Source organism: Pseudomonas sp. GW821-FHT02H09 (assembly GCF_059421425.1).
This window is the reverse complement of sequence record NZ_JBWKVA010000029.1, coordinates 33,376-58,614: the sequence shown is the minus strand read 5'-3', so window position 1 is coordinate 58,614 and position 25,239 is coordinate 33,376. Positions and strand designations below refer to the sequence as shown.

The following is a 25,239-nucleotide window of genomic DNA, read 5'->3' as shown; positions in this document are numbered from 1 at the left end:
ACAGAGGAATTAATCATTCCTTACAAAATTAAGCCAGTTGCCATCTATGCGGCAGCAGTTCGGCAATCGCACTCGCACGCTGCGTTGGCAGGCGTGTGAGGACGTCCTTCAAATAAGCATACGGATCATGCCCGTTGAGCCGTGCCGATTGGATCAAACTCATGATCGCGGCTGCACGTTTGCCGCTGCGCAGTTCACTGGTAACAGCCGCGCAGCAGCTATTGTGATGGCCCCTCCGGTAGGCATTTGTACGCGTCCAACCGGGGGCACGACAGGGTCGCCACCTTCAGCCTTGAGCAAAGCGGTTCCTTCAAAGCAGTAGGACATACGTCGACACAAGGCCGCACACCTCGCTTCATGACCATCACACCCGATGGCAAACGCCTCTTTGTGGCTAACGAGGAGAGCGACAACATCGTTGCGTTCGATGTGGATCAGCAGTCGGGTGTACTCACTCCCAATGGGCAGTCGATCAAGACCGGCAGTCCAGTCTGCATGATCTTCAAAACCACCTGACCATCAGCTAACATTTCATGGATCGATTCCCGATAGTCATCAAGCTTGGCGCCGCATTACTGGGATGGATTGCCGGCACCATGGCCATCACCGATATCCGCTTACCCTCGCCATCTTCCGCGCTGTATTACGCAGCCGGGTTGACGGGCGCGGTCCTGGTTCTGATTGCAGGAAGGCTGGTGGCCAAGCGCAATACATCGCACTCAGTAGAGTCTTCCGAATCCGGAAGGAGTGAGTAGCAATGGGACAGGATATTTTCGCTGTACGGGGCGAGTCAGCACCAAACGGTTGTCTGCGGGTTGCAATCAATCCGGGCAACCCTGTATTGGCGCAGCGAGACGAACTCTACGTCCAGTGGTGCAAAATGAGCCCGGCAAGCTCTTTGAGATGCACTGCGACTTCTTCAGGCAGACCTCCAAATTGATGCGCAGCCCGCGCACGCCCAGCTCATGCATTTCTTTCAATCGCTCGGGTGAGACAGGTAAATCGAGCGCAGCGACCGCCCGCGCCCGGTCACTGCCCAATTGCTTGAGTGCATCGATCATGCAGCGATTGTCCCCTGCATAGGGGCTTGGCTGCACGAGCACTATTGGGGCTGGATAATCTCATAGCGATGTCCGCAAGGGCCGCTGCGGCGTTTTCGAACCCAGGAACCAGGGGCTCGAAAATCTGCAACGGCCTCGGACCTTCCGTTATCGGTTCGCCACCCATCGGCCTGACCCTCAGCGCCTGTCGGCGTAAGGCGCTATGGGTTCGACCGGCAACGGCAGGTTGCCTTGCCACGGGTCGAAGGTGTAACGCAGATAGAGCAAGGCCCGGCTCGGCGCGTAGCCCTCGCTGTGCTGCCAGGTGATGCCGGAGCCCAGGACCAGGTTATCCGATAGCCTGCGTTCGAACAGGCCTTGCAGGCGGACGTTGACCCCGCTGCTACTGCTGCCGGCGTTGACCTGGCTGGCATCCTCGGCGAATACATCGCCGGCTTGCTTGATCAGCTCGCGCAACTTGTCCGCCCCGTGAACGGGGTAAAGATCGCTATCGCGGGTCTTGGCATAGGACCAGCCCACCGAGCTTTCCAGCAGCACTGACCAGTCGGCATTTCGCCAGGCATAGTTCAGCGGTACGCCGATGGAATAGTACTGCTGCGGGCTGTAGTAACCGCCCTGGCCCAGGCTGTACTCGCTCAGATCCTTGTCATAGCCCCAGTACATGAGGGTCAGACCGGTGCGAAGACGCTCGTCGGCGCGGTCGATCAGGCGGTAGTAATAGCCGGCCATGGCCGACCGGCGCTGGTTGTCGGCGACGTTCTTGCCCCGCAACCAGTGGGCGCCGAGGCTGGCCCAGACGCCGTCGACACCCCCTTCGTCATGACTGAGTCCCAGGGTGACGCCATTGGCGGTGACGCCCCCCCAGGTAATTCCGGTGATCGGGTCAACCGCGCCGGCATAGGACACCAGAGAGTTGCTCAGCGGCCGTCGCGAGGCCGTAAGGGACCAGCCGAGGGACCGCCAGTCACTGCTGTAGGTGACCCCGCCGAGCCAGTTCGGCACCTTGAAGCCTTCTGGCGAGTGCCCCAGATCCAGCGCCCAGCGCTCATTTTTCCAGCCCATCGCCAGGCCTGTGCCGCTGGTGCTTTCGGAGGTATCCGGGCAACCGCTGGTGACCAGTGCGCAGGTACCGAACTGCTGGCGGTGCAGGCCGTTCGCCTCGGTGGCGAAACTGCCGACATCCAGCTCGACCTGTTCTGCCTGTAGAAAACCCAGGCCTTCGGCAATCGGCGCATCCAGGCGCAGGATGGTGGTCTGTGTGGTCAGGTCGGAAATCCCCGACGACGAGTTGTCCGTACGCCAGGCGAAGTCATGGTAGAGGTGCACCGTCGGGTTCTGCGCCTGGTACAGGGTGTCCACGTCACTGCGCAGGCTGCGCGGCAGCCACTCGTCGGCGTCCTTCGCCCGGCTGGCCAGGGTCATGGCGCGATCGTCGCGGGGGTTGGCCTGCGCGGGATCGGTCAAGCCGGCGGCAGCCATGCTGCGGGCATAGTTGTCCAGCGCCTGCTGGGGCTGCTGGCGGGACATCAGCCGCGCCGCGTCTCGATACAGCAGCGGATCGCTCTGTGGCGTCTCGAGCAGGCGGGCGTACAGCGCGCGCGCCTTGTCCGGCTGGTTCACCCCGGTCCAGGCATTGGCCAGGCGTCGCTGGTAGGCCGCCGGCGCATTCGCTGGCACCGCCAGTTCTTCCAGGGCGCGCTGCGCCGGCGCAGGCTGGCCGCGGGCAATCAGGGTTTCGATCAGGCCCAGCTGCGCCTCGGCGTTGCTCGGCTCGCGCTGCAGGACTTGCCGATAGTAGGTCTCGGCTTGCAGCTGATCGCCGCGCTGGTAGGCCCAGTCCGCCAGGGTCGCCAGATCGTCGGTGCTCGGCGCGCGCAGCAGCAGGGCGATCGCCTGCGGCTCGTGACCGGCATCACGCAGGGCCCGGGCCCGGGCCAACAGTTGGCGGCGTTCGACCCGGCTGGACAGGTCGCGCATATTGTCGTCCCACTGCGCCGCGGGAATGGCGGCCAGGGTGGCGAGAGTCTCGCTGTCGCGCCCGATCGAGGCCATGTACAAGCCGTGGGCGTAACGGGCCGGGGCATTGCTGCCCTGGCGCTGGATCAACTGACGGAAGCTGTCTTCGGCCGCGCTGTTTTGCCCCTGTGCGTGCTGGGCATTGGCCAGGCGATAGGTCAGCCAGGGATCGTCCGGCGCCAGTGGCCGGGCCTTGAGCAGCACCCGCGAAACCGTCGGCCAGTCGGCGCGCCGGGTCGCGGCATCGGCCTGGAGGTTAAGACGGTCGAGCTCCAGGCTCCGGCGCAAGGCCGCAAATTCGCGCTGGGTGGCCGCCGGCAAGGTGTCGAGGTAGGCCTGGGCTTTTTCCGGCGCTTGCGCCTGGTACAGACGCACCAGGGCGCGCACCGCCTTGCCGTTGTCGGGCTGCAGCTTGCGCGCCTGCAACAGCAGGGCCTCGGCCTGAATGTCTTCGCCTTCGGCCAGGGCGATATTGGCCAGGCCCACCAGCCAGTCGGCTTCGTCGGGTTTGACCTGGCGCGCCTGTTGATAGGCCTTGCGGGCCGCTGCCAGGTCCTTGCGCTCCAGGGCTTCGTCGCCCTGTTGCAGCAACATCCAGTTGTGGTTGGCCAGTTGCAGGTCTTTCCACTTGCTGATCCAGGAAGTGTCCTGTTCCTTGCCCAAGGCCTCGGTGAACGCCGCATAGGCCTGGTCATGCTTGTTCTGGTGCATCAATGCGGTGCCCAGGAAGCCGATCAGGCTGGCATCGTCCGGGTAGCTGCGCGAAGCGCGGCGCAGGAGCTTTTCGGCGCCGACATTGTCGTTGGCCTCCAGCAGCTCCTTGCCTTTGACGCCGGCCTGCCAGGCCGGATCGCCGAGCAACTGGCGCTGGTGCTGCAGCTGCTTGTTTGCCTGGTTCTTGAAGGTCGAATAGGGGTAATACCGCTGGAAGTCTTCCCAGGCGCGAGCGGTTTCGCCGCTGACCGGCAGCTTGCTCAGGTAGTTGTATTCGCGCTCGGAGGCGAGGTTGCTGGTCTGGGGATCGCCAGCCAGCTGGTGCAGAATCGCCAGGGCTTCGGCATCGCGCTGTTCGGCGAACAGCAGGCCGGCGAGCATCTGGCGCAGCCCCGCGTTACCCGGGTACTGGCTGTCGAGGCTCTGCAACTGCTGGATCACCGCGGGGCGCTGGCTGCTGATGCCACTGCGCACGCCCCAGTATTCCAGTGCGCTGGAGAAGTCCGGCGGCTCGCTGCCGAACAGCTCCTGGTACTGTGCCACTGCTTCTTCGGCCCGTCCGGCAGCTGTCAGCAGCCGGGCTTGTTGCAACAGATGCTGACCGTCCTTGCTCTGCAGCTTGATCAGGGCCTGGGCCTGGCGCAGTGCCGGCGAACCCGGGGCCTGGCGGCGCAATTGCTCCAGGCGTTGCTCGACCAGCGGCTGGTTATGTTGCAGCAGGGCCTGGCGAATCCCGCCGACCAAGACCTGCGGATGTTGCGGAGCAATCGACTCCAGGCGCGCCAGCGAGTCGCGCACCAGGTCCTCGCGATACATCGCTTCGCCCAGGCGTACCTGTTCGAGCAGCCACTGTTGCTGTTCCTGGGGTGTAACCGGCTGAGCCAGCGCGGTGCCCGACAAGCAGCTCAACACCAACGTCCATTGCGACACGACTTTGCGCATGAGCACTACTTGCATGATGAAGTCCACGCCGGCAGCAGCCGGCCGTCCTTGTCGAAACGATAACGCTGTTGGTCCCAGCCTTGGCCGAACATCAGCAGTGATTGGTTGTAATAGGCGTCCGCCGGGGGCGGGTTCTGGCGTAGGCGTTCGCGTTGGGCCGCCAACGCCGCACCGCCTTCGGCTGTGCTGGCCAGCAGCGGCAACAGCGCCGCCGAGAAGCCAACCGGGCCGACGCCCTCTGCAGTGCCCTGGGCGACATCCACACGCTCCGGCGGATGGCCGAGCCGCGCCGTCAGCGCCACCATGGGTTGCACCTGCGCGAGCAACTCGGCCCTGCCCGGGACTTGAGGATCGAGCATGCCCAGCCAGAGGTAGACGCGGATCGCGTCATAGCTGCCGAGCGCGCCCTTGGCGTCCGCTGCCCAGCCTTGCCCGGTTTTCCAGACCACCCAGTCGGCGGGCTGGCCCTTGGGCGAGCTTTCCAGCAGCAGGCGCCGGGTACTGTTCGCCACGTCGTGCCACACGGGTGCGACCAGGGCAAAACGCGCCAGCAGTTGTGGCGGCAGGTAGCTGGGGTTGAGCCGCCAGCCGTCGGCGGATTCGAAGCCGGCATCCCCCGGCAACAGCATCAGGCCCAGCCCGGGCAGCGGGCGCAGGGTTTGCGCGGCGCTGCGCCAGAGCATGTTGCGGCCAAGGGTTTCATAATCCGGCCGCTTCCAGAGGCGGCCGGCCTCCAGCAGGCTGTAGGCCATCCACAAGTCGGCATCGCTGGCGTTGTTCGGATCCAGCACCTGCCAGCGACCCTCCTTGCTCAGGCCCCACTGCCAGGCGGGCAGTTGGCGGTTCAGGTCGCCGCCGGCGAGGTTGTCCCGGGTCCATTTCAGCAGCTTGGCGAAGCTGTCACGGTCGTTGCCCAGCAGGGCAAAGAACATTCCGTAGCTCTGGCCTTCCGAGGTGGTGATCTGCTGCATCGAGTGATCGATCACCCGTCCATCGGGGCTCACCATCGCCTTCTTGTAGCTCTCCCAGGCCGGCCAGGTGCACTCGGCGGCAGCCGCCAGACCCGGCAGGCTCAGGGCCAACGCCCATGCGATGGCGGCTTTCATCCCTTACTCCTCGTTCGCCAGTCGACGACGCGCGGCCCAGCGCAAGGCGCGCCACAGCAGGAAGGCGGCCAGCAGTACACTCAGGACCGCCATGCCAGCCAGCAGTACCGGATGTTCCGAGAGCTGGAACCAGAGCATCAGCCACCATGGCAAGTAGCCGACAAAGTACTGCTCGCCGACCAGCTGGCTGTTCACGCCGCTGCTCCGGATCATGGCCACGGAACCGGACACGGCGTCGATTTTCCCGTTATCGCTGAGGGTTTCGCGCAGCATCTGGTAGTCGGGGGTATTGGTGGCCAGCAGCGCGACAATGCTGCGCTGGCTATGGAAGGGCGACTGCATACCGACGATCGCCGCCATCGGCGCCTTGGCCGACACTTCGACCCGGTTGGCTCCCAGGTTGCGCTCATCGTTGATCTGCCCGGCCCGGGCCGAAGCCTGACCGGCGGCGGCATTCGACGCCTGTATCAGGGAGTCGAGGGTGTGGTCGAGCCACAGGTTGAGGTCCGGCTGATTGCGCAGGTCCGCGGGCAGGGCGCCCAGCACCAGCAGGTCGACGTCGGCTTTCCTGGCGTCATCCCAGTTGTCGCTCAGGTTCAGCGCCAGCGCCGGGAAGCCGGTTTGCGAGGAGATCTTGGCGACCGCCTCGAACAAGGTGCTGAGCTGGGTGGCGGTCGGATTGGCCGGCACCACCACCAGGGTCTCCGACAGGTCGGCCATGCGGCTGAACGGGAAGCCGCTGCGGGCGAAAGCGCGCAGGTCCGGCATGGCGATGTAATGGTGATAGCCCGACAGGTCGATGGTCGACTCATCGTCGATCAGAGCCCGGGTGTCCACCGGCAGGGAGGTCTGGCAACGGTCGCGCTGGGAGCTACCGAAGGTGCTGGCGAAACTGAAGTCGAAGCGGATGCTGTTGCGATCGCCGATTTTCAGCGCCGGTACCAAGAGGTGGTCGCTGGTGTTCGCCGACTCGTTGGACAGCACCGCCAGGCGCAGTTCTTCCAGACGGCTGTTGGTGTTACGCAGCAGCGGCAGGCTGGTGATGAACTGGTTGTTGAGGCTGATGTTCAGGCGCGACTCGTCGTTGGTCGACGGCGGCGTGTAGCGGTACTTGGTCTGCAGCGGGATGCCCTGGTTACGCCAGACGAACAGGTCGGGCGGCAGGTTGATGTCGAGGATGATCGGCCGCGGCAGAAGGCCGCTGACCTGCAACTGCTCAGGGTACTTGAGCAGTTCGGCGAAGCGCACCGGGCGATCGGTACGCATCCAGTTGGGGGCGTCGTAGGGTTTGCGCGGCTGCAACTGCTGGACGTTTTCCACCGTCACCCGCGAGCTGCGGAACAGGTCGCCGCCCAGGGCCAGGGCTCGGGCGGCCACCGCCAGGTCGGCGTCATTGCGCCCCATCACCAGCAGCACTTTGCTGTAGCGGTCGTTGGGGTTGTCGGTCAGCTGCACCACCGGCGCTTGCACCAGTGGGAACTTCTCCAGGTTCGCGAGGAACTGTGGCCGATGATCGTTGGTGGCGAACACCACCGAAGGATTGAGGTTGTCCTGGTCCTGGCTCGCCGGCAGCTGATCGAACAGCACCGGGAACTGAGCGCCGCGCCAACCCGCCAGGCTGCCGAAGTAAGAGGCCAGGATGCCGGCGGCGCGCTGTTCGCCTATGGTCGGGGAGGCGGCAAACAGCAGGTTGATGACCGGCTTGCCATCGCCCAGTGCGTCGAAGAATGGCCTCGGGAAGTACGCCAGATCGTTCCTGGTCGCCAGTCCCTGTTCCTGCAGGGAAACCTGGCTGGCGCGGCTGACGTTGACCCACAAGGCGCTGTTGGCCGGGTCTTCGCACATGTCGGTGTAATGGCCAATGAATTCCAGACGCACGCGGTTGAAATCGGTGACCAGCCGGGGATCCAGGGCGATCTGCTGCGTGGTCTTGCGCCCCAGTTGTTCTTTCTCGATGGGCACCACGCTCATCAGGGTGTCATTGAGGTAGACCCGCATATGCGAGAGCGTCGGCAGCAGCGCCGGAGACGGGGTGTATTCCAGCTTAAGCCTGGCATCGCTGGCGATACGGTCGCGCCGCAGGGTGAACTCGATTTGATCGCTGTTGTGGATCCCCAGCAACAGGCTGTCGGCCGAACGCCCCAGCTGTTCGAAGGTGCGCGCGGTGGCCCAGCTCGGGGCTTTCTGCTCCTGCGCCAGAGGGGGAGTGACAGGCGCCGGGGCGGCCTGTGCGCAGGCAACGGCCAGGAGCGCCAGGCTGGCAAATAGAGATTTGCTGAAATAGCGGCTCATGATGCGTTCACCGTTATAGAAGAAGAGGAGGGGGAAGACGCCAGGGGCATACGCGGCAGGTAACTGCCCAGCCAGGCCAGCAGGCGCAGGAACGGACCGATCACCACTTGGGTCCAGGCCGGCAGGTATTCGTAGAGCCGGTAGTAACCCTTGGCGCCCAGCTTGAGAATGTCCAGGAAGCTGTGCAGCGGCCGGTCCTGGGCGAAGTCTTCGCCCCAGTTAATCCAGGCGTCGGCCCGGGCGAAGGTGCACTGCACGAAATCGATCTTTTGTTGCTCCGTGAGCCTGGTGAAGCTGATGCCCACGAAGTTCTTGTGGCTACGGCAGACCTCGCCGGGAAACAGGAACTCGCGCTGCCCACGCTGCATCAGCAGAGAAACGCGACCGCCCACCGGCAGCGACAGCGGCACATCCACCTGGAACCCGGCGCCGCCGTCGGAGTAGTCCACCAGCATGCCGGAGTAGAAGCGACCGTTATCCAGACGCACGGCCGCTGGCAGCTTGGACTGCACCCTGTGGGTCTGGCGCACCTGTCGCACTTCAGCGGCAATCGCCACCGCCGCACCGGTGATCAGCAGGTTGTAGACCACCCAGAGAGTGCTCACCAGCACCGTGCCGATCTCGGTCGCCGGGCCAGTGAGCAAGCGCCAGAAGGCGAATCCCAGGCCCGCCAGGTTCAGGGCCGAGAGCACCAGATAGGGCTGGGCGATCTTCCAGTCGAACTGGTTGTGCTCCATCAGGCCGCCTTTGGCGGTGACGTTGAACTTGCCTTTCCTGGGGTTGAACAGCGCCACGGTGGTGGGTCGGGCGATGTACCAGGCCAGTACCGTTTCGTAGACCTCACCCCAGAACGTCTGGCGATAATTGCCCTGCATCCGCGAGTTGGTCAGGCTGGCATGGATCATGTGCGGCAGCACGTACAACAGGATCATCAACGCCGGGGCGTAGATGATGTAGGCGTGCAGAAACAGGAAGGCCAGCGGCGCGGTGAGAAACAACAACCGCGGCAGCCCGGCCAGGAAGTGCAGCATCGCGTTGGCATAACAGATTCGCTGGAAGATCGTCAGGCCCTTGCCCAGCAAGGGGTTGTCGGTGCGGAAAATCTGCGCCATGCCGCGGGCCCAGCGAATCCGCTGGCCGATATGCGCCGACAGGCTTTCGGTCGCCAGCCCGGCAGCCTGGGGAATGCGCACGTAGGACGAGTTCCAGCCGCGCCGGTGCAGGCGCAGCGCGGTATGGGCGTCCTCTGTCACGGTTTCGACCGCGAAGCCGCCGATGTCCTCCAGCGCGGCGCGGCGCAATACCGCACAGGAACCGCAGAAGAACGCCGCGTTCCACATATCGTTGCCGTCCTGCACCAGGCCGTAGAACAGTTCGCCCTCGTTGGGCCGGCGACGGAACATGTTCAGGTTGCGCTCAAACGGGTCGGGAGACAGGAAGTGGTGCGGGGTCTGCACCAGGGCCAGCTTCGGATCGCGCAGGAACCAGCCCACAGTGAGTTGCAAGAAGGAGCGCACAGGGATGTGGTCGCAGTCGAAAATCGCCACCAGCTCGCCATCGATACGGCCCAACGCATGGTTGAGGTTGCCGGCCTTGGCATGCCGGTTATCGGTGCGAGTGATGTAGCCGACGCCGACTTCGGCAGCGAACTGGCGGAAGTTCTCGCGCTTGCCGTCATCGAGAATGTAGATGCGTAGCTTGTCCTGCGGCCAGTCGATGCCCAGGGCGGCGTAGACCGTACCGCGGACCACCGAGAGGTCCTCGTTGTAGGTCGGTATCAGCAGATCGACGGTGGGCCACAGCCGGGTATCGCGAGGCATCTGCGCCGGCTGGCGCCCCAGCGGCCAGCAGGTCTGGATATAGCCCAGGATCAACACCACCCAGGCATAGGTTTCGGCCGCCAGCAGCAACAGGCCGACGGTCAGGTCCAGCGGGTTGTTCCAGTTCAGGGTCGAGGTATAGCGCCACCACAGGTAGCGGCAGGACACGATGGTCGACAGGACGATCATCAACAGCGTCGGGACGCGCCCCGGGATGCGCCGCACCAGCATGGCCAGCGCCCAGAGCAGAATCACGAACACCAGTTGGGCGATGTAGCCGAAGGGTTCGGTGATGCACAGCAGCATCAGCACCACCGCTACCACGCCCACACCGATGTTCAGCCAGCGCTGACGGCGAGGCTCAAGGCCTTTCCACCAGATCCGGCTCTGCCGCACTCGCCGGCTTTGCTGGACATGGCGCGGCAAGGCTTCAAGCAAGTGGCCCAAGCGCACGCCGAGCAGGCGTTGCCGCAGTCGCGCGGGGCGCGTCCAGCGCCGCCAGCTCAGCGGGCGGCGTGGCCGCAGCGGCTGCACCAGCAGCAACCAGATGCTTTGCACCAGCAAACGCAGCGGATCACCCAGGCTCGGCGGCTTGTTCGCCAACTGCGGATACCAGCGCTGGCGCTGCTCGCGCAACTGCTGCCAGCCCGGCGCCTCCAGGCGCAGGAACAGCCAGGCCAGAGCATTGAGCGAGGCCAGCCAAAGCCCGGTCAGAGGGGGGGTATCGTACTCGCGACGCAGGTAGGTGTAGGGAAACCAGCGGGCAATCATGCCACCTCCAGGCGACGGGCCAGGCACCAGGTCGCCAGGCTCAGCACGTCCTGGGCCGCCAGACTGCCCGGCGCATACAGCCCGACCGGGGTCTTGAACGCGAGCGACTCGCGCATCGCCTCATCGTTGTGCACGGTCAGGGACAGCAACCGATCGGCGTGGTTCTTGCGCCAGATCAGCATCAGATCGCGCTGCAACTGGCTACCGGGATCGAAACGATTGACCAGCAGCGGACCGCTCACCGTCTCTTGCTGTTGCAGCAGCACATGGCAGGCCGCGTCTGCTTCGGCGACCTGGATAGGGAAATGACAGGGGCCGGTGTTGCCGTGCCCGACCAGGCGCTGCGGCACATCGAACAGTACCCAGTCGTAGTGCTCGGCCAGGCTGGCCTGACGTCTGGCCCACAGGGTGTGGTCCTTCGCCAGGCGGCGTTCCATTTCAAGTTGTTCTTCACGGTCGAGGCGGCCATAGGGCAGCAAACTCAAATTTGGCGCCAGGCTCCAGGCCTGGTTGTACCAATTCTCGCCATCGAGCACGCCGCGGGCCCAGCCGCAACTTTCCACGGTCGCCAGGTTGAAGTACAGGCGCAGCAGGTTTTCCGGGCACATGTCGACCATCAGCACCCGCTCGCCCAGGCTGTGCAGGGCGTAGCCTATCCCCGCCAGCAGGGAACTGCTGCCGACGCCTCCACGCAACCCGCGCAGACTCAGAGATCTCACGTCCTCACCTCCTGTGGGGCCTTCAGTTGTGTTTCCAGCGGCAGTGCCTCTTCGAGCTCGGCCAATAGCGGCCAGCGCTGCAAGGCGCGGCGCAGTTCCAGTTCGGCGGAAATGTCCACGTACTCGAGGTCCGGCAGCTTCAGCTCAAGCTTCAGTCGGGCGATGTCATCGGCGCGCCCGTTACGGGCATGCGCCAAGGCACTCATTTGAAGCGCTGAGGGTAAGGTAGCCATGCACCTTTCTCCTTGATCCTGACATAGGGCTTGCCGGCGTAGTCGAGCACCACGGTGCCGGAGTTCTCGGACACCGCAGGGGTCTGCGGCAGATCGCTCAACAGCGCCTGCCAGTCCAGCCCCCGGCCCTCGGCCTGGGGAGCGGCGGCATACAAGCGGGCGATGATTTCGGACAAGGCCAGGTAACTGCTGGGTGCGCTGACATGCAGCGGCGCTGAATTCGCCGCGGAACCCATGCCGATCAGCTTGATGCCCACTGGCACGTGAGTGATCGAGGCGCTCGGAATCTCGCGCATGCCGGAGATCTGCATGCGGTCGCCATGCAGCGCCGCGCCGTGCTCGGGCACTATCACCACGGCCACGCGTCGACCGCTGCGCTCGAGTTCCTTGATAAAGGCCGTCAGGTCGTCGATCAGGGCCTGGGCGCGAGGCTTGTACTCGGCGCTCTTGGTGCCGCCGTCGGCGGTCAGTGCTCGGTTGCCGTCGTGCAGCGTGGTGGTGTTGTAGAACAGCGCCACGCGCGAATCCTGGTTGTTCTCGCGGTGCTGCCACCACTTGTCCAGGACTTCCCGGTCGCGCCAGATCGGCGAGCCGTCGAAGCCCACCAGCGCCCGCGACAGGTTTGAGGCGTTCACCGCCGGATTGGGCAGAGCCCCCTGGCTGCGGACTTCATCGAGGAAACCTTCGAACTGACCGGTGTGGTTGAGCATCACTTCGCTGGCAAACCCGAGCTTGCGCAGATCGTCCATCAGCAGGCATTGCTCCGGCGCCACGCCGTAGAGCTTGTTGTGCGGTTGCTGGCCACAGCTGGCGCGCAATAGGCGTATCGCCGCCGGGCCGCTGTAGGCGGTGGCCGAGTTGAAGTTGTCGAACACCACATCCATCTGCTGCAACAGCGGGTTGTCCCGCAGGCCCACGGCGTCCAGGTCGTCCCAGGCCATGGAGCAGATGTTGATCAACAGCAGATCGAACGGCTGGGCTGCCGAGGTCGAGGGTTTGAACTCGACGCGCCGGCCGGCCTCGGTTTCATAGAACTTCTGCAGGTAGTCGTCCAGCGTCGCGCTGTCGGGCTCGGCGTTGCTGACCACGGCGCTGGCAGAAGCCGTGCCGGGGTTCGCAGCCTGTTGCGCGGGCGCTTGCAACGCCAGCAGGTTGGCGCTGCCCAGCAACGCCAGCCAGCCCAGGGTCAGGGTGGTCAGGCGCAGCCACTGGCTGACGAACAGGTAGGCCACCACCACGATCAGCAGCAGCCCGCAAAGGTTCCAGTCGATGAAGCGACCGGCCAGCTCCAGTAGGTATGCACCGGTGAAGTTCAGTACGCCGGGTTGGTCCAGCAGGCGGCTGAACGGCGGCAGCCAGGAGTCCTGATAGAACAGCGCCACCCCCAGCGGCACGGCGATCAGCCAACGCAGAAGGCTCGCATAGCGATTGCGCAACGGCACCAGCAAGACGGCAGCGAACACCAGATTGGGCAGGATCTGCAGATTGAGGTAACCGCCCCAGAACAACAGCAACTTGATCAGAAAGTACAGGTTCCACAGGCCCAGACCCGGCCAGATCCACGCAGGTTGCGCGATGACGGGGATTTCAGGACGGCTCATGGGGCTTACTCTGGGTAGGTTGCGGGGGCGTACGCCGACGTACGCCACGGGATTTCAGGTAACGCGGGCGCAAGTAACGCTCAAGCCCGTGCCTGATACGCTGACTGAAACGGCTCAGCAGCATCGCCAGCGCCAGCGTCAGCAGGCTGCTGGCGGCAATCACCTGCAGCAACTCGGAATACATCATGCGCAAGGTTCCGTGAGCGAAAGGGTGATGCGGTGTGGCGTAAAGCCGGTCAAACCGACGGACTGCGACAGATTGTCGATGACCCGCTCATCCGCCAGCCGGAAGGTCTCGGGTAATTCGGTCGCCTCGATAAAGGCCTTGCGCGGCAAGTGATCCACCGACGGCAACGACTCGCAGGCGCTGAAAATATCGGCCCATGGCAGGCGGCATATATTGCCCAGGGCCGGCTCCAGGCCATCGGCGCGGCAGGCGAACAGAAACAGATAGAAGGTGCCGTCCAGCACACAAGCGATGTCGCCATAGCGGCGCAGGCTGATCTGACTCAGGTATTGCTCGATCTCGAGTCCGCCACGTGACTGCAGTTTCAGCAACTGGTGGCTGATCTCGCCCGAGGCGCCGCGGTACACCTGGTCCAGGGTTGCGATGAACGTGCTCGGCGTCAGCAGCCCGCGAACATGAGGGGGGCGCATGCGGTCGTACAGAGTCTGGAAATCAATGTCGCTGCGGTAATGCCAGAGTTGCCCCTGCACGCTATCGGTCAGGCTTAGAAAGTGCGCCAGCGAGGCCTTCAGCGGCACGATCAGATTGGCGCCGCAGGCCAGCAGTAGACGCTCGTCGCGGTAGCGCAGGCAGGGCTCCATTTCGCGAACGATGATTTTCAGTGCCGTTCCGCACTGATTGCGCAATTTGTGCAACTGACGGGCAAGGTCTTCGACCTGGTCGTTGCCTTCGATGGCCACGATCACGCTAGCGGCTCGCGCCTTGAGGGCGTGCAGCAGCAGCTCGTCGCGCCCCTCGAACAGTCGCCATTGCTGGGACAGCGGCGGTGCGCCTTCGAGTACGCTGCGCTGGGTCAGGTAGACGCGCTGGTCATCGGTGCGGATGGCTTGCGGGCTGCCACGTTGCGCCTGGCTCAGGCCAAGAACGCCGTCGGCCTGCTCCAGTTCGAACTCTCGGGCGGTGCACACGCCCAGCTCGTTGTGCCAGAAGTGCTGCTGATAGCGGATGCTGCCATCACGCCGATACAACTGCGCCAACCCCGACAACTCTTCGTTGAGGCCCACCAGTTCGGCATGCAGCGCCGGTTCCTGGCCGTGGCACAGGACCACCAGGGTACAGCGACGCTGGCGCAACCACTGGCGTACTTCTTCACACCATTGCTGCAGATGCCGGGCGTCAAAGCGCCGCCAGGCCAGGGCCGGTAATAGCAGGAGGATTTGACTGCCTGGGGTCCTGACGCCGCGATGCAACTCGGACGCCAAGGATTTCAGGGCCATCCCGAGATCATCGTCGGCTACTTCGAAGAGCCGCAGACGCTCCGGGCCAGACTCGCCGTCGAGGTTTTCCAGCAGGGCCCGGGGATCGCATCCGCCGCACACCAGTGTGGTTGGCTGGGCTTGCGGCAAGGCGCTCAGGAACTGAAGCGCAAGCGTCTGGGCATCGCTGTTCAGGTCGACGGAGACCCAGTACAGGCCTCCTTGACGCAATAACACTTGCTCATCCTGCAAATGCCGGATGCCTAAGCTGACATGACTCAAACTGACCTCTCCGTACCCGAAAAATGCCTTAAACCAACCGGGCCGAGAGCCCTATGCAACAATCGATCCTCTACCGCCTTCTTACCGTGAACCGGGTGTGCAACGGCCGCTGCAAAGGAGCTGTCATCTGGCCGGAAACCTCGAAAAAACCACGGACGTCCAGGGATGAACCCTGCGCCTGACATGACCTGAATCATCCTTGCTGCTGGACGGGCAGACCCGTTCATGTGCCTGTTGCCATATCGGATGCGACAACCATCCTCGGCGCTCGCCGGCACTCGGTGTCTGGCTCGTGTGACTTCTTGAACCATCCACGGCAGAGCCTCGGGGTCCCGTAAAGCCGGGACTCGCGGCGTGCAATCATCAAGTGTTTGTTTCGAGTAATGAATAACGTCCTTGTCATCTTTCAGCGAATTCTTCCTTGGCTATCAAGGCTTTACGGCAGTTATCGGTGAACTTCGCGGCTCAGGGCCGAGGGCGCAGTCAATGCGGCGCCTCGCTGGTGGGGCACAAGTCCCATGCAACTCGAACCAGCCCTGTCGTCTCCAATCACTCAGTCGAGTGTCTTGTCTGAATACTTCTGTGTTCAACCGGGTGCACGGCAAATCAAGCTGCTGGTCCGTGCATTTTGATCCGGGTCCGGTACGCAATGATTGCCGCAAGTAGTGCAACGTACAGGCAGGTGCAACCAAGGTTTCGAAGCTTATCCGCTGCTTGTCGTGTCGGCTAAGCAAGTCGACAGCAGAGTTGATATCAAAATGATACCGCCAATTTTTTGAATTGTCCAAGCGTTACTTCGAGAATTGTCATTAAAAACAACCAAATGGCGCCATAAAAATGACGGTACACGCTCAGCTGGTCAACGCAACGTACTCTTTTCGCTCGTTGATTGGGGCACGGTAAGACTGGCGACTTGCAGTCCAGTCGTCAGGCAATTGAGGGCACTGTAATATCGCCTGCAAACGTTTCGACGCAGTCGAGGCAACTTCACAGGGCTCTGTAGTGAACATCGACACCCGCGTCAAATTCCGTCACCTCGTATGCTTTCTTGAAATGGCTCGTCAGGGCAGCCTGGCGCGGGCGGCGGATGTGTTGGCAGTGAGTCAGCCGGCGATGTCGAAGACGCTCAAGGAGCTGGAGGAACTGCTGGCGACAAGCCTGTTTATGCGCAGTAAAAGTGGCGTGAGCCTGACCGAGGCCGGGGTCGCCTTTTTGCGTTATGCCGGGCCTTCGGTGCAGGCGCTGCGCGATGGGGTGAATACCTTGCGCGGTGGCGAATATGCGGCGGGCAGGGTGCGACTTGGGGTGTTGTCGACGGTGGAAAGCTTGCTGGTGCCTGAGGTTGTGCGGCGTTTGCACGAGCGCCATTCGGCGCTGGTGGTCAGTGTGGTGACCGGGCCGAGCGCGTATTTGTTGTCGCAGTTGCGAGTGGGTGATGTCGACCTGGTGGTCGGTCGTATGACCGACAGTCCGGAGATTCAGGGGCTGACTTTCGAGCATCTGTACAGCGAATCCATGACCCTGGTGGTGCGCCCCGATCATCCCTTGCTGGCCGGGCCACTGGAGCGTGGCGCCCTGGAAGATTTCCCGCTGGTGCTGCCACTGGCAGGGACGACGATTCGCAAGTTTGCCGACAGCCTGTTCGTGCAATGTGGCATCAGCCAGTCGCGGCAGCGTCTGGAAACCTTGTCCGTGACCCTGAGCCGCCGTTATGTGTTGTCCAGCGAGGCGATCTGGATCGCGCCGCTGGATGCAGTGCGCCTGGATCTGGCAAGCGGCGAACTGGTCGAGATCAATCCGGGGCAGCGCGAACCGGGTGGTTCAGTGGGGATTTCCAGTAATGCCAGCCTGCCGTTATCACTGGCGGGCCAGTGGTGTGTCGAGGTGCTGCGCGAGGTAGGGCAGGCGTATCGCGAAGGGTTTTATCCATAACCGTATGGTTATGTTTAAGTGGCTGTTTTTCAATATTCACGGTGGGTCTGTTGTTTGAAACTGCGAGGCACCCCCTCCATCAATCAAACAACAGGAGATCGACATGTCTGATGCAGACAGCAGTCGCTTCGTCATCCGTGACCGAAACTGGCACCCCAAAGCCCTGACCCCTGATTACAAAACCTCTGTCGCCCGTTCTCCACGCCAAGCCTTGGTGAGCATTCCCCAGTCGACCAGCGAAACCAGCGGCCCGGATTTCTCCCACCTGAAAATGGGTCGGTTCGATAACGATCTGCTGCTCAACTTCAACAACGGTGGTTTGCCGGTGGGGGAGCGGATCATCGTTTCCGGCCGGGTCTGTGATCAATATGGCAAGCCAATCCCGCATACCCTGGTGGAGATGTGGCAGGCCAACGCCGGCGGTCGCTACCGGCACAAGAATGATCGCTATCTGGCGCCTCTGGACCCGAATTTCGGCGGTGTCGGCCGGGCCCTGACCGACCGCGATGGCTATTACAGTTTCCGCACCGTGAAGCCCGGCCCGTATCCATGGCGCAATGGCCCGAATGACTGGCGACCGGCGCATATTCACTTTTCCATCAGCGGGCCATCGATTGCCACGCGGCTGATCACTCAGCTGTATTTCGAGGGCGATCCGTTGATCCCGATGTGCCCGATCGTCAAGTCGATCGCCAACCCAGAGGCGGTACAGAGCCTGATCGCCCGGCTCGATATGGGCAGCGCCAATCCAATGGATTGCCTGGCTTATCGCTTCGACATCGTGTTGCGCGGCCAGCGCAAGACCCACTTCGAAAACTGCTGAGGAGTGACGCTCATGCCTATCGAACTGCTACCCGAAACCCCTTCGCAAACGGCCGGCCCTTACGTGCATATCGGCCTGGCTCTGGAAGCTGCCGGCAACCCGACCCGGCCTGAGGAAATCTGGAACCAGATGGCCAGGCCCGGCGCGCCAGGTGAACAGATTCTGCTGATCGGTCATGTCTATGACGGCAATGGCCACCTGGTGCGCGACTCGTTCCTGGAGTTCTGGCAGGCCAACCATGAAGGGGTTTATGACCCGGTCTTCGACTCGGAAAAAGCCTTCAACAGCTTCGGCCGGACCGCCACCACCTTCGATGCCGGTGAGTGGACGCTGAACACCATCAAACCCGGGGTGGTGAAGAACGCCGCCGGTGTGCCGATGGCGCCGCATATCAATGTGTCGCTGTTTGCTCGCGGGATCAATATTCACCTGCAGACCCGGCTGTATTTCGCCGATGTGCCACACGCCAACGCGACGTGCCCGGTGCTGAATCTGATCGAGCAACCGCAGCGTCGGGAAACGCTGATAGCGCAGCGTTGCGAGGTGGACGGCAAGGTGGCTTATCGTTTCGATATACGCATTCAGGGGGAGGGTGAAACGGTGTTCTTCGATTTTTAAGCCTGCATTGCGCCGAGCCAATGAAATTAACGAGCGATGCCGACTACCACACGGCAGACCTCGTTGTTTACAACGTTTCGAGTCGTCATGGTTTGCTTCGGATCAGGACAAACAGGAATGTTCGATCATTGGCATATTGTGCCATTGCACTTGCACAAGCATGACTTTTGCTTTGTGGATGATGGCAAATTGATGCTTTATCACCTCAAGGAATCCGTTGATGTTGATCCGCGTCAAGGTCGATCAGAGGGACGAGGCGTAACAATGCCGTGTGCATTGCCGTCCGTTGCACGTTCGTCGGGCAGACCAGCGTCGAAATGCGTAAGCAGGGGCATGCCGCATTGGTGGCATTGGGATTCATGCGAGGGGTTTGCGTGTTGGCAATACAGACAGATGGGCATGTCACTCACTCGAACTGTTCCAGGCGCAGACGATCAACCATAAAAAATCGTCCTGATGGCTGGGGAGGGAGATGGCTAGCAAGTCAAACGAGACTTAGAGAGACACCGCTGGCCAAAGCCACGATTGAGGTCAGCACGACAAACCATGCCAGTGGCTGGATGACTTTTCTCATGACGACTCCGGGTAATCGAAGTGGGATCAAAGGTTTCTGTGGGTGTGCCCATATTTGAGCAAAACCCGGGCCAGGCCCGGAGGTCCTTATTTATTGGGGCTGTCAGAGTGTGAGGTGAAAAAGACCATGAGGTTTAGGGTGAAAACACCCACTTAATGGTTATTTTTACCCCGGGTGGGTGACCCCCTTGTGGGGAGGGTGCTTGCTCCTGCTTGTGCAGGGTGGCGACGTTGAGGTAGGGCACGAAACTGCCCTCCTGAAAACCCAGCCGATTGTCCGCAGTGGCCCGAATATCGGCTTCCAGATGGATATCGGAATCCGCGTTGGCGCGCATCATTGCGGCTGGAGCCATTCCATAAGCTACGTAAAATCTGCCAGCGTTTGGTTAGTCAGCAGACCTGAAATGTACGTAGGAACGAGATTTTCGTTCTGATTCTGACTGTCAAACTTGCTCTAAAACGTTTTCACACAGCCTCGGCCGTTTTCTGCCAATCTCCTCTTCGACGTGCATTGGTCAAGTCGGATGCAGACGATGGTCAGCACTAATGCAATTGGCTAGTCAGCGCGAATGCAAACAGGTGGTCAGATGGGATGTAATAACGCAGTTAGCTGACCCGCTGCTGGCGATGATGGAGTGGCTGGCCAGGTTTGGTCGCGTCTGGAGGTGGAGGCGGGGGAACCTTGATTCAGTGTAGCGGTCAACAAACTCCGGACACGGCAATAGGTCGTTCTTCTGCCATTATCCGTTCGCAGACGGTAGAACCCCGCTCATGCCATCATCAGCATCATTAAAGTTGAAACCCTGGCGCGGATTTTTAGAATGGTCGGGATCAACGTACAGCGCTTCGTGTTCGGGCTGACCGAGCCCGCATCGGTGGTGTGATCAAGGATATTGAAAACATGCTCGCCGCAGCATAACCAGAAACCGCTCCAACTAAAGCTCCGTGATACGGGGCTTTACCGTAAGAATCCCCCCTCAATCCAATTCAAAGATTTTAAGCATGAACCTACGCAAAATTGCAGTGGGGCTGTCGGCCCTTGTTTTGTTCTCGACGGGTGCGGCTGAAGCTCGCAACCTGCTGGACTTCATCAAACCGTCCAGCCAGCATGAGGAGCAAGGGTACCGCTCTGGCTCAATCAGCCAGAACGTGGCGATTGACCTCTATTCAAGCAAACAGAAACAGGCATCGTTTGATGGTTGTGCAGACCTGTTCCCGGCAGGCAGGCCGATCAACATGGCTAGCGTGCCTGCAACGATGAAGCCCTTGGCGCTGTGTTCCGACGACTTTGCGGTGCTGTACTCGCAAACCAGCAAGACTCCGCTGGTTGTGGTGGAGCGCCTCAATTCAGCCCAGCTACAGGATGCCAAGGGTGAGGAACGCACCAATCAGTTCTATCCGGACCCACGCATTCCCAAGAGCGGGCGGGCAGAGTTGAGCGACTACCGTGGCCAACATCCGGCAGTGGATCGTGGCCATCAGTCCCCGGCGGCAGATGCACCGAATCCGCATGCAATGGCCCAGACCTTTGCGCTTTCGAACATGGTGCCGCAAGACCCAACCAATAACCGGAAGATCTGGAGCAAGGTCGAGTCTGATGTCAGAAAGTTCGCGATGCGAGCCGATGGCAATGTCTATGTCTTTACCGGCCCGCTCTTTGACGCTGGCCATACCACTGTTGGCGACAACAAGGTCTGGGTACCTACCCGCCTGTTCAAGCTGGTCTACGACGCTTCGTCCAAGCGGGCCTGGGCCTATGTGCTACCGAACGCGGAAACCCGCATTGAGAAGCCGATGGACTATGAGACGTTCGTGAAGACCACGGGACTCAAGCTGCTGGAAAATCTACCGGTCTCCGGTTCAGTGGTTCGCTCTTGATCTTCGAGCGTCCACTTTCCTAACGGGAGTGTTGAATCCTTCATGCCCACATAAAACCCGGCACCGTCCGGGTTTAATGAGATGATCAGCCTGACCGAGAAGCCCTGCAGGTTTACGCTTGCAGGGCTTTTCTCGTTTTCGGACGGAGGATCTCCCATGAACGCGGTGACGCTTCTCGGTATCGACATCGGCAAACACAGTTTCCACCGGCATGGCCAGGACGCTAAAGGCCACCAGGTATTGCGCAAGAAAACCAGCCGCGGCCAATTGCTCTGCACGTTGGCTCAATTACCGGCTTGCACGGTGGTGATAGAGTCTTGCGGCGGCGCCCGCAAGTTGGCGAGCCGCGATGAGTCTTTCTGATTCATCGTTTTTATCCCTGAATGAAGGTTCATCCACGGCGTGCACAGCCGAGAGTGGTCGCGTTCGCGATGCCACGTGTGATGAAATACTTTTCGACCCCGACGAAACAGAGCGAACCGCTCCGGCCACCCATTATTCTGGATTCGCGAAATATGGACACGATCGACGCGCTGCGAATCTTTGTCAGTATCGATGAAGCCGGCAGTCTGAGTGGTGCAGCACGCCAATATTCGCTGGCAACCTCGACAGTCAGTGTTGCCTTGCAGCAGTTGGAGCAGAGCGCAGGGGTGCGGCTGATCACGAGGTCCACTCGGCGACTGAGCTTCACTCACGAGGGCCGACAATTCCTGTCTGAGGCAAGAAAGATACTGGCCGTGTGGGACTCCACACTTGAGGGCGTCAAAGAGGGGCCGTTGACAGGACTCATCCGCTTCACGACCACTCAGGATTTTGGCAGCGAAGTGGTTGCTCCCTTGATCGACAGGTTTTTGGAGTTGCATCCCGGCATTCGTTTCGACCTGCTATTGGCCGAAGGCGTGCTTGATCTGGTTCAGAACCATCTGGACTTTGCGCTACGTCACGGCCCATTGTCCGATTCTTCGCTCAGGGCTCGGCTACTGGTTTCAGGACGTCGAGTGATTTCTGCGGCTCCGGCCTATTGGGCCGCTCATGGCAAACCGACTTGCCCTCAGGATTTGGCGCATCACAACTGCTTGGTGATCTCGTGGCCAGACCGCTCATTTTCAACCTGGTCATTTACCGAGGGCGGTAAACGGCTCAGGGTGAAGGTGTCGGGGAATCGGATGGCCAACAATGGCGGAGTGCTCCGACAGTGGGCCATCAAAGGCTACGGCATTGTCATTAGTCCGTTATGGACTATCCGCAAAGACCTGCAAGCCGGTGTGCTGTCGACTGCCCTGGAGGGGTTTCTTCCCGATGAGGCTAACCTGTATGCCGTTACCGCTGAAGGTGTGGCGAGTCGTCGGGTCACCGCGTTCCTCGACTTTCTCGCGCGGGAATTGGCAGGGTTTGCGTAGCCCGGCTCATTCCAGTCCGTGGATTCCATTTCCATTTGCTCGGTACTTTTTCTCGCCATCAAAACTGGTTTTATTTCTCGCAAATCGCGAAAGGTGATATCGATTTTCACCGGCTTATCGTCCCTCCAAAAACAGCTGAAACTGTACCTCTTTAAATCGGGTTAGCTCGTAACCCTACTGAGGAACATGATCATGCCAGTTACCGCCAAAGCCGCCGTTATCCACGGATACGGTGCCCCAGAAGCCCTGAAGTTTGAAGAGATCGAGATTGCCGAACCGGGCGACGATCAAGTACTGGTGCGCAACACCGTAATCGGCGTGAATTTCGTTGACGTCTACTTCCGTCGTGGCACGCTGCCTGTGCCGCAGTTCCCTATGATTGTCGGTGACGAGGCCGCTGGGATCGTCGAAGCCGTTGGCCGCAATGTCACCTCGGTCAAGGTCGGAGACCGAGTGATTTATGGCGATAGCCATGTCAACTTCGGCGCCTATGCCAGCAAAAAGCTGCACCTGGCCGATCGGGTGATGGTCATCCCCGAAGGCGTCACCGACGAGCAGGCTGCAGCCAGTTTTCTCAAGGGCCTGACCGCGCGTTATCTGGTGAAAGAAGTCGTGGCACTCAAGCCGGGCGACACCATTCTTTACCACGCGGCCGCTGGCGGCGTTGGGCAGATCTTCGTGCAGTGGGCCAAGTCATTGGGGCTGCGCGTGTTCGGCACGGTGTCCACTGACCGCAAGGCTCAAGTCGCGCGCGATGCGGGTTGCGATGAGGTCATCAACTACACCACGGAAGACTTCGTTGCCCGTGTTCTCGAGCTGACTGGCGGCGTAGGTGTGAACGCGGTATTCGATTCCGTGGGCAAGGACACCTTTCTCGGCTCACTGGCCGTACTCAAACCACGCGGTACGCTGGTGCAGTTTGGCAAGGCGTCTGGTTTCCCGGAACCGTTCGACCCTTTCTTGCTAATGCCAAAAGCACTGTACCTGACGTGGGCGATCCTGCCGCACTACACCTCGTCAGTGGAGGATTTCAAAATGGCTGCCGCCGACCTGCTGGGGGCCATTCAATCGGGCATCCTCAAAGTCGATCCGAGCCACGTCTATGCGTTCGAACAGGTCGTGCAAGCGCACCAGGATCTTGAAGAACGACGCACGACCGGTGCTGTGGTGATGCGCGTTTAGCCGATTACGGATCACCCACCAGTAAAGATGTGCAAACGACGCGGCAGCGCCTACTCAATCATGAGGCTGGCGCTACACCTTGAGTTATCTCCCAGAGGCGCCCATGAACACCGAACTGAACCAACTGATTTCGCTGGAAGCCATCAGAAATCTACGAGTCCTCTACTGCCACCATTTGGACAGTGGCCGGATCGACTCGCTCACCAGGCTGTTCACCGAAGATGGCATTCTCCAAGTGGATCGAGGCTGCTGGAGAGGTCGTGAAGAGATCCACGCCGGCCTGTCCATAGCCTTCGCCGAGTACGACGTCGAACAGCGCGGCGCCTACCCGTTCGTTCACCTGGTTTCCAACCAGTGGGTTGAACTACTGGACGAAAACCACGCCGAGGGACGCTGCCACATGCAGTTCTTGGCGACCGAACGAGCCATCGAGGTAAACCCACTGATACTCATGGGCATCTATGCCGACGAGTACCGCCGGGTCGATGGTCAATGGCTGATCAGCCGCACACGCCTGGACGTCATCTGGCCAAAGCCCGACATCGCTGGTGGTGAACCTGGCAACGGCCTCGTGCTGCCGTCCTGACCCCTTCCACGCTGCCTTTGTTATTTGGTGATTGACATGTCTGCACTCTTTTCACCCGTTCACACCTGAGCTAAAGAACCTCGAATAAGGTTGACTGAGGGAGGTTCTTGAAATAAATCCCCGGCACTGACTACTCCGCACAATCCGTACTCCGCGAGAGGGCCCAACGGGGGGGGGCGTAACCAGGGTGTGATAGAAGAGTTGTTTGTAGAAGTCGTTCGATCAGTCGCCACAGTGCATTCATCAGAGGCGGTGGCGCAACTGTCCGCCCATGACCGGGATAACGTCACGCTCGAGCAGGCGCTGACGCGCTTTGGCGAGCGCATGTTATGGGTGTTGACCAACGAGAGCAGCGCACTGGCGGTTTACCGGATGGTCATGGCCGAGGCAGGGCGCTCCATTATCGGCATGCTGTTCTACGAGGCCGGGCCAAGCGATTGTAATGCGGTATTGTCGAGCTGGATGCGCGACGCCATGGCCCGTGGTGAGCTACGCCAGTCTGCCCCTGAGGTAAAAGCAGCACAGGTCCTGGCGCTGCTGACGGCTGAGGTACAAGTACGGCTTTATCAACCCGCCTCGCAGCCTCTGGAAATCGAGCAGATCAGGGAATGGGTCAATCGAGCGGTAGAAATGTTCCTGCTGGGTGCCGCTGCTCACTGACCGCCGCATGTTCTCGTTTTGCGTGGCGCTTTGAACCCTAAGCCAGGTTCCGCCGAAACCAGTCCAGCGTCCTGCTCCACACAAAACAAGCCTCCATCGCTATGAACTTCTATTTCGTACTGATAATGCTGGCTTAATTCAGGTTCGGTGTTATCGCCCGGGTCAGGGGCTTGCGGCAGGCTGCTGATGACACGTGTCCAATTGTAAGAGCCATTCTCAACGACTACACTCCAGCCCATGAAACGCTACCTGCGGTTTTGCCTCATATTCCTGATTAGCCTGGCGCTTCCCCTCAGCGGGATGGCGGGCGTTCAGGCACCGACAGAACCTTGCCCAATGAAGACGATGGGCATGGCGATGATGGACGATATGGGGATGGACTGCTGTCACGACATGAAAAGCCCCACCGATCACGGCAAACCCTGCAAGCCAGGCCAGGAGTGCAAGACTGGCGGCATGTTGCAAGTCTCGATCATCAAGCCCCCGGTCACATTAACCAGCCCTGTCGTACTTTCCTTCTCCAGCGACTTCCTGCCAGTGCAAACCCCTTCAGGGGTATGGCGACCGCCCCGCGCTTGATTCCTGTA

The 25,239-nt window shown here is 61.2% G+C and carries 21 protein-coding genes and 3 pseudogenes; 12 read left to right on the top strand and 12 right to left on the bottom strand.

All coding sequences use genetic code 11. The features are described from left to right. Positions 1-28 precede the first annotated feature (28 nt). Positions 29-193 (bottom strand): annotated as a pseudogene (locus tag AC07VR_RS28790) (transposase domain-containing protein); the annotation flags it as partial. A gap of 53 nt (positions 194-246) precedes the next feature. Between AC07VR_RS28790 and AC07VR_RS28785 the strand changes: the two are divergent. After that, positions 247-516, top strand: a complete 270-nt coding sequence (locus AC07VR_RS28785) for a lactonase family protein (RefSeq protein ID WP_495013283.1) — start codon at positions 247-249, stop codon at positions 514-516. Positions 517-533: 17 nt separating this feature from the next. Further along, on the top strand, positions 534-755 hold the full coding sequence (locus AC07VR_RS28780) for a TerC family protein (protein WP_495013282.1): 222 nt from the start codon (positions 534-536) through the stop codon (positions 753-755). Between the two features lie 66 nt (positions 756-821). On the opposite strand, the gene AC07VR_RS28775 is transcribed toward AC07VR_RS28780, so the two are convergent. The 10 genes from AC07VR_RS28775 to bcsE all read right to left on the bottom strand — a co-directional run bounded on the left by AC07VR_RS28775 (position 822) and on the right by bcsE (position 15,000). Continuing rightward, the gene (locus AC07VR_RS28775; RefSeq protein ID WP_495013281.1) at positions 822-1,061 is read right to left on the bottom strand and encodes a hypothetical protein; all 240 of its coding nucleotides are present in this window, start codon (positions 1,059-1,061) and stop codon (positions 822-824) included. Positions 1,062-1,238: 177 nt separating this feature from the next. Beyond that, positions 1,239-4,748, bottom strand: coding sequence for a cellulose synthase complex outer membrane protein BcsC (gene bcsC, locus AC07VR_RS28770; RefSeq protein WP_495013280.1), 3,510 nt, complete (start codon positions 4,746-4,748; stop codon positions 1,239-1,241). Continuing rightward, positions 4,739-5,839, bottom strand: a complete 1,101-nt coding sequence (gene bcsZ, locus AC07VR_RS28765; RefSeq protein ID WP_494993149.1) for a cellulose synthase complex periplasmic endoglucanase BcsZ — start codon at positions 5,837-5,839, stop codon at positions 4,739-4,741. The genes bcsC and bcsZ overlap by 10 nt, the downstream gene beginning before the upstream one ends. A gap of 3 nt (positions 5,840-5,842) precedes the next feature. Beyond that, positions 5,843-8,131 carry a cellulose biosynthesis cyclic di-GMP-binding regulatory protein BcsB gene (bcsB, locus tag AC07VR_RS28760; RefSeq protein ID WP_495013279.1) on the bottom strand — a complete coding sequence of 763 codons (2,289 nt, stop codon included), beginning with the start codon at positions 8,129-8,131 and terminating at the stop codon, positions 5,843-5,845. Continuing rightward, on the bottom strand, positions 8,128-10,722 hold the full coding sequence (gene bcsA / locus AC07VR_RS28755; protein ID WP_495013278.1) for a UDP-forming cellulose synthase catalytic subunit: 2,595 nt from the start codon (positions 10,720-10,722) through the stop codon (positions 8,128-8,130). Before bcsA ends, bcsB begins: the two co-directional genes overlap by 4 nt. Further along, positions 10,719-11,441, bottom strand: a complete 723-nt coding sequence (gene bcsQ / locus AC07VR_RS28750) for a cellulose biosynthesis protein BcsQ (protein WP_495013277.1) — start codon at positions 11,439-11,441, stop codon at positions 10,719-10,721. Before bcsQ ends, bcsA begins: the two co-directional genes overlap by 4 nt. Next, positions 11,438-11,674, bottom strand: coding sequence for a cellulose biosynthesis protein BcsR (gene bcsR, locus AC07VR_RS28745; RefSeq protein WP_494993145.1), 237 nt, complete (start codon positions 11,672-11,674; stop codon positions 11,438-11,440). The genes bcsQ and bcsR overlap by 4 nt, the downstream gene beginning before the upstream one ends. Beyond that, positions 11,644-13,275, bottom strand: coding sequence for a cellulose biosynthesis protein BcsG (bcsG, locus tag AC07VR_RS28740; RefSeq protein WP_494993144.1), 1,632 nt, complete (start codon positions 13,273-13,275; stop codon positions 11,644-11,646). Before bcsG ends, bcsR begins: the two co-directional genes overlap by 31 nt. Continuing rightward, positions 13,262-13,462, bottom strand: coding sequence for a cellulose biosynthesis protein BcsF (gene bcsF / locus AC07VR_RS28735; protein ID WP_494993143.1), 201 nt, complete (start codon positions 13,460-13,462; stop codon positions 13,262-13,264). Before bcsF ends, bcsG begins: the two co-directional genes overlap by 14 nt. Then, positions 13,459-15,000, bottom strand: a complete 1,542-nt coding sequence (bcsE, locus tag AC07VR_RS28730) for a cellulose biosynthesis protein BcsE (protein ID WP_494993142.1) — start codon at positions 14,998-15,000, stop codon at positions 13,459-13,461. The genes bcsF and bcsE overlap by 4 nt, the downstream gene beginning before the upstream one ends. Positions 15,001-16,002: 1,002 nt before the next feature. On the opposite strand from bcsE, the gene pcaQ reads away from it, so the two are divergent. The 3 genes from pcaQ to pcaG all read left to right on the top strand — a co-directional run bounded on the left by pcaQ (position 16,003) and on the right by pcaG (position 18,373). Next, complete coding sequence (gene pcaQ, locus AC07VR_RS28725; protein ID WP_495013276.1) at positions 16,003-16,932, top strand: pca operon transcription factor PcaQ; 930 nt, start codon at positions 16,003-16,005, stop codon at positions 16,930-16,932. Between the two features lie 103 nt (positions 16,933-17,035). Beyond that, the gene (pcaH, locus tag AC07VR_RS28720) at positions 17,036-17,755 is read left to right on the top strand and encodes a protocatechuate 3,4-dioxygenase subunit beta (protein ID WP_494993140.1); all 720 of its coding nucleotides are present in this window, start codon (positions 17,036-17,038) and stop codon (positions 17,753-17,755) included. A gap of 12 nt (positions 17,756-17,767) precedes the next feature. Further along, positions 17,768-18,373: a protocatechuate 3,4-dioxygenase subunit alpha gene (pcaG, locus tag AC07VR_RS28715; RefSeq protein ID WP_495013275.1), complete on the top strand. Its 606-nt coding sequence runs from the start codon at positions 17,768-17,770 to the stop codon at positions 18,371-18,373. A 782-nt stretch (positions 18,374-19,155) separates the two neighbouring features. On the opposite strand, the pseudogene AC07VR_RS28710 reads toward pcaG, so the two are convergent. Then, positions 19,156-19,299: pseudogene (locus AC07VR_RS28710) on the bottom strand (iron transporter); the annotation flags it as partial. Positions 19,300-19,948: 649 nt separating this feature from the next. On the opposite strand from AC07VR_RS28710, the gene AC07VR_RS28705 reads away from it, so the two are divergent. The 7 genes and pseudogenes from AC07VR_RS28705 (at position 19,949) to AC07VR_RS28675 (ending at position 25,231) form a co-directional block, all read left to right on the top strand. Beyond that, positions 19,949-20,824 (top strand): DNA/RNA non-specific endonuclease, encoded by an 876-nt coding sequence (locus tag AC07VR_RS28705; RefSeq protein ID WP_495013274.1) that lies wholly within the window; start codon positions 19,949-19,951, stop codon positions 20,822-20,824. A gap of 156 nt (positions 20,825-20,980) precedes the next feature. Continuing rightward, a pseudogene (locus tag AC07VR_RS28700) lies at positions 20,981-21,166 on the top strand (IS110 family transposase); the annotation flags it as partial. A 173-nt stretch (positions 21,167-21,339) separates the two neighbouring features. Then, positions 21,340-22,224 carry a LysR family transcriptional regulator gene (locus AC07VR_RS28695; RefSeq protein ID WP_494993118.1) on the top strand — a complete coding sequence of 295 codons (885 nt, stop codon included), beginning with the start codon at positions 21,340-21,342 and terminating at the stop codon, positions 22,222-22,224. 192 nt (positions 22,225-22,416) lie between these two features. Further along, the gene (locus AC07VR_RS28690; RefSeq protein WP_495013273.1) at positions 22,417-23,406 is read left to right on the top strand and encodes a quinone oxidoreductase family protein; all 990 of its coding nucleotides are present in this window, start codon (positions 22,417-22,419) and stop codon (positions 23,404-23,406) included. 103 nt (positions 23,407-23,509) lie between these two features. Next, complete coding sequence (locus AC07VR_RS28685; RefSeq protein WP_495013272.1) at positions 23,510-23,992, top strand: nuclear transport factor 2 family protein; 483 nt, start codon at positions 23,510-23,512, stop codon at positions 23,990-23,992. 234 nt (positions 23,993-24,226) lie between these two features. After that, a complete protein-coding gene (locus tag AC07VR_RS28680) occupies positions 24,227-24,652 on the top strand; it encodes a TetR/AcrR family transcriptional regulator C-terminal domain-containing protein (protein ID WP_495013271.1) in 426 nt (141 codons plus the stop codon). A gap of 237 nt (positions 24,653-24,889) precedes the next feature. Next, entirely contained in the window at positions 24,890-25,231 is a 342-nt protein-coding gene (locus AC07VR_RS28675; protein WP_494993115.1) for a hypothetical protein, read from the top strand. Positions 25,232-25,239: the final 8 nt, after the last annotated feature.